The sequence below is a fragment of the Streptococcus sp. 339 genome, assembly GCF_013277285.1.
GTDB lineage: Bacteria > Bacillota > Bacilli > Lactobacillales > Streptococcaceae > Streptococcus > Streptococcus pseudopneumoniae.
This window is the reverse complement of record NZ_VMMR01000115.1, coordinates 1-7840: the sequence shown is the minus strand read 5'-3', so window position 1 is coordinate 7840 and position 7840 is coordinate 1. Positions and strand designations below refer to the sequence as shown.

Annotated in this window: 7 protein-coding genes, 1 pseudogene and 1 riboswitch; of the genes and pseudogenes, 7 read left to right on the top strand and 1 reads right to left on the bottom strand. The window is 43.0% G+C overall.

Annotated elements, in window-relative coordinates:
- Positions 1-117: 117 nt before the first annotated feature.
- From ltrA to HT736_RS10990, 7 genes and pseudogenes are all read left to right on the top strand, one after another.
- Complete coding sequence (ltrA, locus tag HT736_RS11020) at positions 118-1395, top strand: group II intron reverse transcriptase/maturase (RefSeq protein WP_172931044.1); 1278 nt, start codon at positions 118-120, stop codon at positions 1393-1395.
- A gap of 111 nt (positions 1396-1506) precedes the next feature.
- Positions 1507-1609, top strand: a riboswitch (TPP riboswitch).
- 69 nt (positions 1610-1678) lie between these two features.
- Complete coding sequence (locus tag HT736_RS11015; RefSeq protein WP_000647658.1) at positions 1679-1969, top strand: thiamine-binding protein; 291 nt, start codon at positions 1679-1681, stop codon at positions 1967-1969.
- Positions 1932-2690 carry an ABC transporter permease gene (locus HT736_RS11010; RefSeq protein WP_172931043.1) on the top strand — a complete coding sequence of 253 codons (759 nt, stop codon included), beginning with the start codon at positions 1932-1934 and terminating at the stop codon, positions 2688-2690. Before HT736_RS11015 ends, HT736_RS11010 begins: the two co-directional genes overlap by 38 nt.
- A 38-nt stretch (positions 2691-2728) precedes the next feature.
- Positions 2729-3736, top strand: a complete 1008-nt coding sequence (locus HT736_RS11005) for an ABC transporter substrate-binding protein (RefSeq protein WP_000754546.1) — start codon at positions 2729-2731, stop codon at positions 3734-3736.
- A complete protein-coding gene (locus HT736_RS11000) occupies positions 3736-4461 on the top strand; it encodes an ABC transporter ATP-binding protein (RefSeq protein WP_000136235.1) in 726 nt (241 codons plus the stop codon). Before HT736_RS11005 ends, HT736_RS11000 begins: the two co-directional genes overlap by 1 nt.
- Before the next feature lie 120 nt (positions 4462-4581).
- Positions 4582-5040 (top strand): CtsR family transcriptional regulator, encoded by a 459-nt coding sequence (locus tag HT736_RS10995; RefSeq protein ID WP_023936792.1) that lies wholly within the window; start codon positions 4582-4584, stop codon positions 5038-5040.
- A 1-nt stretch (position 5041) separates the two neighbouring features.
- Positions 5042-7423, top strand: a pseudogene (locus tag HT736_RS10990) (ATP-dependent Clp protease ATP-binding subunit); the annotation flags it as partial.
- On the opposite strand, the gene HT736_RS11870 reads toward HT736_RS10990, so the two are convergent.
- Positions 7312-7840, bottom strand: a 529-nt coding sequence (locus HT736_RS11870) for an IS30 family transposase (RefSeq protein WP_240154036.1), incomplete at its 5' end; no start/stop codon positions are given. The pseudogene HT736_RS10990 and the gene HT736_RS11870 overlap by 112 nt on opposite strands.

Sequence of the window (7840 nt, the reverse complement as noted above, 5' to 3'; positions counted from 1 at the left end):
ACTTGTGTCTGTAAAACGAGAGGTCTGATAGAACTGGAGTCTGTCACGTATTGACTAGATGAAGGCTCACCAATATAAGATGTCCCTCAGGCACCAAAACAAGAAAGGAATACGCACATGTCAAAATTGCTAGATAAGATAGTATCACGCGAAAATATGCTGGAAGCCTACAATCAAGTAAAATCCAATAAAGGCTCAGCTGGGATTGATGGAATGACTATAGAAGAGATGGATAATTATCTCAGACAAAACTGGCGCTTGACTAAGGAACTGATAAAACAGAGAAAATATAAGCCTCAACCAGTTCTTAGAGTTGAGATTCCTAAACCAAACGGAGGCATCCGTCAACTAGGAATTCCAACAGTTATGGATAGAATGATTCAACAGGCCATTGTCCAAGTCATGAGCCCCATTTGTGAACCCCATTTCTCAGATACGAGTTATGGTTTCAGACCAAATAGGTCATGTGAAAAAGCCATCATAAAGCTCTTAGAGTACTTAAATGACGGCTATGAGTGGATAGTGGATATAGACCTAGAGAAATTTTTCGATAGGGTTCCTCAAGATAGATTGATGTCCTTAGTACATAATATTATCGAAGACGGAGATACGGAATCCTTGATTCGTAAGTATCTTCATTCAGGTGTTATCATTAATGGTCAGCGTCATAAAACGCTAGTTGGTACACCACAGGGAGGAAATTTATCTCCTCTCTTATCCAATGTCATGCTTAATGAATTGGACAAGGAATTAGAAAAGAGAGGACTTCGATTTGTGCGCTACGCAGATGATTGTGTGATGACGGTCGGAAGCGAGGCAGCCGCTAAGCGTGTGATGTATTCAGTCAGTCGTTTTATTGAGAAACGGCTAGGTTTGAAAGTAAATATGACCAAGACTAAGATTACCAGACCAAGAGAGTTGAAATATCTAGGTTTTGGGTTCTGGAAATCATCAGATGGTTGGAAAAGTCGTCCCCATCAAGATAGTGTTCGGAGATTTAAGCTTAAATTGAAGAAACTAACACAGAGGAAATGGAGTATAGACTTAACAAGACGTATTGAGCAACTGAATTTGTCTATTCGAGGATGGATAAACTATTTCTCATTGGGAAATATGAAAAGTATAGTCGCCAGCATAGATGAGCGCTTGCGTACTCGCCTACGAGTGATTATCTGGAAGCAATGGAAGAAGAAATCGAGACGATTATGGGGATTGCTTAAGTTAGGAGTTCCTAAATGGATAGCAGATAAGGTATCTGGCTGGGGCGACCACTACCAATTAGTAGCTCAGAAGTCGGTACTTAAACGTGCTATATCAAAACCAGTCCTTGAAAAACGTGGACTGGTTTCGTGTTTGGATTATTACCTTGAACGACATGCGTTAAAAGTTAGTTGAACCGCCGTATGCCGAACGGCACGTACGGTGGTGTGAGAGGGGCTAGAGATTATCCCCTACTCGATTAAGCAATTTCCTTGACATTTTTCTTATTTTGCGCTATCATATATACATATAATATATGGGAGTCTGTGTACAGTCTGAGAGGAAGTGTTAAACTTCGACCGCACCTGATCTGGGTAATGCCAGCGGAGGGAACGATACTTAGTCTGATTTTGCACCTTTTCCATATATGGTAAAGGTTTTTCTTTTTGTCAAAGGAAAACGAGAAGAGGAGGTTTTTATGAAAGCAAGCATCGCCTTGCAAGTTTTACCCCTAGCACAGGGGATTGATCGGATAGCTGTTATTGATCAGGTCATTGCTTATCTGCAAGCTCAAGAAGTGACCATGGTGGTGACACCATTTGAAACGGTCTTGGAAGGGGAGTTTGATGAGCTTATGCGCATTCTAAAAGAAGCGCTGGAAGTGGCAGGGCAGGAGGCAGATAATGTCTTTGCCAATGTCAAAATAAATGTAGGAGAGATTTTAAGTATTGATGAGAAGCTTGAAAAGTATGCTGAGACGACACATTAGTCTATTGGGTTTTCTGGGAGTCTTGTCAATCTGGCAGTTAGCAGGTTTTCTTAAACTTCTCCCCAAGTTTATCCTGCCGACACCTCTTGAAATCCTCCAGTCTTTTGTGCGTGATAGAGAATTTCTCTGGCACCATAGCTGGGCGACTTTGAGAGTGGCTTTACTGGGGCTGATTTTGGGAGTCTTGATTGCCTGTCTCATGGCTGTGCTCATGGATAGTTTGACTTGGCTCAATGACCTGATTTACCCTATGATGGTGGTCATTCAGACCATTCCGACCATTGCCATAGCTCCTATCCTGGTCTTGTGGCTAGGTTATGGGATTTTGCCCAAGATTGTCTTGATTATCTTAACGACAACCTTTCCCATCATCGTCAGCATTTTGGACGGTTTTAGGCATTGCGATAAGGATATGCTGACCTTGTTTAGTCTGATGCGGGCCAAGCCTTGGCAAATCCTGTGGCATTTTAAAATTCCAGTCAGCCTGCCCTACTTTTATGCTGGTCTGAGGGTCAGTGTCTCCTACGCTTTTATCACAACAGTGGTATCTGAGTGGTTGGGAGGCTTTGAGGGGCTTGGTGTTTATATGATTCAGTCCAAGAAATTGTTTCAGTATGATACCATGTTCGCTATTATTATTCTGGTATCGATTATCAGCCTTTTGGGTATGAAGTTGGTCGATATTAGTGAAAAATATGTTATTAAATGGAAACGTTCGTAGAATTAGAATGTTTCTGAAAAAGAAAAGAGGAAATCAAAATGAAGAAAACATGGAAAGTGTTTTTAACGCTTGTAACAGCTCTTGTAGCTGTTGTGCTTGTGGCCTGTGGTCAAGGAACTGCTTCTAAAGACAACAAAGAGGCAGAACTTAAGAAGGTTGACTTTATCCTAGACTGGACACCAAATACCAACCACACAGGGCTTTATGTTGCCAAGGAAAAAGGTTATTTCAAAGAAGCTGGAGTGGATGTTGATTTGAAATTGCCACCAGAAGAAAGTTCTTCTGACTTGGTTATCAACGGAAAGGCACCATTTGCAGTGTATTTCCAAGACTACATGGCTAAGAAATTGGAAAAAGGAGCAGGAATCACTGCCGTTGCAGCTATTGTTGAACACAATACATCAGGAATCATCTCTCGTAAATCTGATAATGTAAGCAGTCCAAAAGACTTGGTTGGTAAGAAATATGGGACATGGAATGACCCAACTGAACTTGCTATGTTGAAAACCTTGGTAGAATCTCAAGGTGGAGACTTTGAGAAGGTTGAAAAAGTACCAAATAACGACTCAAACTCAATCACACCGATTGCCAATGGCGTCTTTGATACTGCTTGGATTTACTACGGTTGGGATGGTATCCTTGCTAAATCTCAAGGTGTAGATGCTAACTTCATGTACTTGAAAGACTATGTCAAGGAGTTTGACTACTATTCACCAGTTATCATCGCAAACAACGACTATCTGAAAGATAACAAAGAAGAAGCTCGCAAAGTCATCCAAGCCATCAAAAAAGGCTACCAATATGCCATGGAACATCCAGAAGAAGCTGCAGATATTCTCATCAAGAATGCACCTGAACTCAAGGAAAAACGTGACTTTGTCATCGAATCTCAAAAATACTTGTCAAAAGAATACGCAAGCGACAAGGAAAAGTGGGGTCAATTTGACGCAGCTCGCTGGAATGCTTTCTACAAATGGGATAAAGAAAATGGTATCCTTAAAGAAGACTTGACAGATAAAGGCTTCACCAACGAATTTGTGAAATAATGACAGAAATAAGACTAGAACACGTCAGTTATGCCTATGGTCGGGAGAGGATTTTAGAGGACATCAATCTGCAGGTGACTTCAGGTGAAGTGGTTTCTATCCTAGGTCCAAGCGGTGTTGGAAAGACCACTCTCTTTAATCTAATCGCTGGGATTTTAGAAGTCCAGTCTGGGAGAATTGTCCTGGATGGTGAAGAAAATCCCAAGGGGCGCGTGAGTTATATGTTGCAAAAGGACTTGCTCTTGGAGCACAAGACGGTGCTTGGAAATATCATTCTGCCCCTCTTGATTCAAAAAGTGGATAAGGCGGAAGCCATTGCCCGGGCGGATGAAATTCTTGCGACCTTCCAGTTGACAGCTGTAAGAGATAAATACCCTCATGAACTCAGTGGCGGGATGCGCCAGCGTGTAGCCTTGCTTCGAACTTACCTTTTCGGGCACAAGCTCTTTCTCTTAGACGAGGCTTTTAGCGCCTTGGATGAGATGACCAAGATGGAACTACACGCTTGGTACCTTGAGATTCACAAGCAGTTGCACCTGACAACATTGATTATTACTCATAGTATAGAGGAGGCTCTTAATCTCAGCGACCGCATCTATATCTTGAAAAATCGCCCTGGGCAGATTGTTTCAGAAATTAAACTAGACTGGTCTGAAGATGAGGACAAGGAAGTCCAAAAGATTGCCTACAAACGTCAAATCTTGGCAGAATTAGGCTTAGAATAAGTAGAAAAATAGGGAGTTGGTGAAGATTATCCTTTACCAGCGCCCTTTTTCTTTTAAAAATGAGAAAATTTCGGTATAATAGTCAAAGATAGTCAAGGTTCAAAGAGAGGTGGGTTTGTAATGAGATTTAAAAATACATCGGATCATATTGAGGCCTACATCAAGGCGATTTTAGATCAATCTGGTATCGTGGAGTTGCAACGAAGTCAGTTGGCAGATACCTTCCAGGTTGTTCCTAGTCAGATTAACTACGTGATCAAGACACGCTTTACGGAAAGTAGAGGCTACTTGGTTGAAAGTAAGCGTGGTGGCGGAGGTTATATTCGTATAGGACGGATTGAGTTTTCTAGTCATCATGAAATGCTCCGAGAGCTTCTTTATTCGATTGGCGAGCGAGTTAGTCAAGAAACTTATGAGGATATTCTCCAGCTTTTGGTTGAGCAGGAATTGATGACCAAGCAAGAGATGAATTTGCTAGTATCAGTAGCTTTGGATCGCGTTCTAGGAGAAGAAGCTCCAGTCCTTCGTGCAAACATGCTACGCCAGGTCATACAAGAGGTAGATAGAAAAGGGAAGTAAGATGAACTATTCAAAAGCATTGAATGAATGTATCGAAAGTGCCTACATGGTTGCTGGTCATTTTGGAGCTGGTCACCTAGAGTCTTGGCACTTGTTGATTGCCATGTCCAATCACAGTTATAGTGTGGCAGGGGCGACTTTAAACGATTATCCATATGAGATGGACCGTTTAGAAGAGGTGGCTTTGGAACTGACTGAAACGGACTATAGACAGTATGAAACTTTTACGGAGTTGCCGTTCTCCCGTCGTTTGCAGGTTCTTTTTGACGAAGCAGAGTATGTAGCGTCAGTGGTCCATGCTAAGGTATTAGGGACAGAGCATGTCCTCTATGCGATTTTGCATGATGGCAATGCCTTGGCGACTCGTATTTTGGAGAGGGCTGGTTTTTCTTATGAAGACAAGAAAGATCAGGTCAAGATTGCTGCTCTTCGTCGAAATTTAGAAGAACGGGCAGGTTGGACTCGTGAAGATCTCAAGGCTTTACGCCAACGCCATCGTACTGTGGCTGACAAACAAAATTCTATGGCCAATATGATGGGCATGCCGCAGACTCCGAGTGGTGGTCTCGAGGACTATACGCATGATTTGACAGAGCAAGCGCGTTCTGGCAAGTTAGAACCAGTCATCGGTCGGGATAAGGAAATCTCGCGTATGATTCAAATCTTGAGCCGTAAGACTAAGAACAACCCTGTCTTGGTCGGGGATGCTGGTGTCGGGAAAACAGCTCTGGCGCTTGGTCTTGCCCAGCGTATTGCTAGTGGTGATGTACCTGCGGAAATGGCTAAGATGCGCGTGTTGGAGCTTGATTTGATGAATGTCGTTGCAGGTACACGTTTCCGTGGTGACTTTGAAGAGCGTATGAATAATATCATCAAGGATATTGAGGAAGATGGCCAAGTAATTCTCTTTATCGATGAACTCCACACTATCATGGGTTCTGGTAGCGGGATTGACTCGACTCTGGATGCGGCCAATATTTTGAAGCCAGCCTTGGCGCGTGGAACTTTGAGAACGGTTGGTGCCACCACTCAGGAAGAATACCAAAAACACATCGAAAAAGATGCGGCCCTTTCTCGTCGATTCGCTAAAGTGACGATTGAAGAGCCAAGTGTGGCAGACAGCATGGCCATTTTGCAAGGCTTGAAGGCGACTTATGAGAAACATCACCGTGTGCAAATCACAGATGAAGCGGTCGAAACAGCCGTTAAGATGGCCCATCGTTACTTGACTAGTCGCCATTTGCCAGACTCTGCTATAGACCTCTTAGATGAAGCAGCAGCAACAGTGCAAAATAAGGCTAAGCATGTAAAAGTAGACGATTCAGGCTTGAGTCCAGCTGACAAGGCCTTGATGGATGGCAAGTGGAAACAGGCAGCTCAGCTAATCGCAAAAGAAGAGCAAGTGCCTGTCTATAAAGACTTGGTAACAGAGTCTGATATTTTGACTACCTTGAGTCGATTGTCAGGTATCCCAGTCCAAAAACTGACTCAGACTGACGCTAAGAAATACCTGAACTTGGAAGCTGAACTACACAAGCGTGTCATCGGTCAAGATCAAGCAGTTTCAAGCGTTAGCCGTGCTATTCGCCGCAATCAGTCAGGGATTCGCAGTCACAAGCGTCCGATTGGTTCTTTTATGTTCCTAGGACCCACAGGTGTCGGGAAGACCGAATTGGCCAAGGCTTTGGCAGAAGTTCTCTTTGATGACGAATCAGCCCTTATCCGCTTTGATATGAGTGAGTATATGGAGAAATTTGCAGCCAGCCGTCTCAATGGAGCTCCTCCGGGTTATGTGGGTTATGAAGAAGGTGGGGAGTTGACCGAGAAGGTTCGCAACAAACCCTATTCCGTTCTCCTTTTTGACGAGGTAGAGAAGGCCCACCCAGATATCTTTAATGTGCTCTTGCAGGTCTTGGATGATGGTGTCTTGACCGATAGCAAGGGCCGCAAGGTTGACTTTTCAAATACCATTATCATCATGACGTCAAACCTTGGTGCGACAGCCCTTCGGGATGACAAGACCGTCGGTTTTGGAGCTAAGGATATTCGTTTTGACCAGGAAAATATGGAAAAACGCATGTTTGAAGAGCTGAAAAAGGCTTATAGACCTGAGTTTATCAACCGTATTGATGAAAAGGTGGTCTTCCATAGCCTGTCTAGTGACCATATGCAGGAAGTGGTGAAGATTATGGTCAAACCTTTAGTGGCAAGTTTGGCTGAAAAAGGCATTGACTTGAAATTACAAGCTTCTGCACTGAAATTGTTGGCAAATCAAGGATATGACCCAGAGATGGGAGCTCGTCCACTTCGTAGAACCCTACAAACAGAAGTGGAAGACAAGTTGGCAGAACTTCTTCTTAAGGGAGATTTGGTGGCAGGCAGCACACTTAAGATTGGTGTCAAAGCAGGCCAATTGAAATTTGATATTGCATAAAAATGGAGAATCAGGAGTAATCTTGATTCTCTTTTGCCAAATTTCAAGTTCAAGTTAGTCATGAAGAAGTCTTCTCTGGGTGATTTGTAGTTCAAGCATTTTTTAGGATAGTTATTAATCCAATTTTCGATGAATGCGACTTCTTTGGGAGTCGTTTTCTTAGTTCCCTTAGGTAACCATCTCCGAATGAGCCTGTTGTGATTCTCATTAGTTCCCCTTTCCCAAGAGGCATAGGGGTGCGCATAATAGATATGTTCCTCAGAAAATACATCAGACAAGCGGTTAAATTCTGTACCATTATCTGCCGTGATGGACAGAATCTTGTCTTGTTTTAAGATGAGTTTTAAAGCCTGATTGACCGCCTCA